This is a genomic window from Carboxylicivirga sp. M1479 (genome assembly GCF_007097485.1).
GTDB lineage: Bacteria > Bacteroidota > Bacteroidia > Bacteroidales > Marinilabiliaceae > Carboxylicivirga.
Map to the genome: position 1 here is coordinate 1 of NZ_VKDE01000113.1, position 281 is coordinate 281.

A 281-nucleotide genomic window follows, 5' to 3' on the forward strand; every position below is an offset into this window, starting at 1 on the left:
TCTTTGCAAATCTTTGCAAACAACATTTATGCTCAAAAACCGAACATTATTCACATCCTGGCCGATGATGTTGGTTTTGACGATTTGAGCTGCTTTGGTTCAAAAGATATCTCTACTCCTAATTTGGACGCTTTAGCTGAGCAAGGAATGAAGTTCACAAATTTCTATGCGCCCCACGGTACTTGTACACCTTCACGTGCTGCCTTGTTAACAGGGCGCTATGCCCCTCGTGTCAACGAAGGCAAAGGACTGTATGTGCTGTTTCCTCACTCTAAAACAGG

The 281-nt window shown here is 43.8% G+C and carries 1 protein-coding gene; it reads left to right on the plus strand.

Annotated features, from left to right (window positions below; translation table 11 throughout):
* On the plus strand, nucleotides 1-281 hold a 281-nt coding region (locus FNN09_RS20975), incomplete at both ends, for a sulfatase-like hydrolase/transferase (RefSeq protein WP_143304442.1).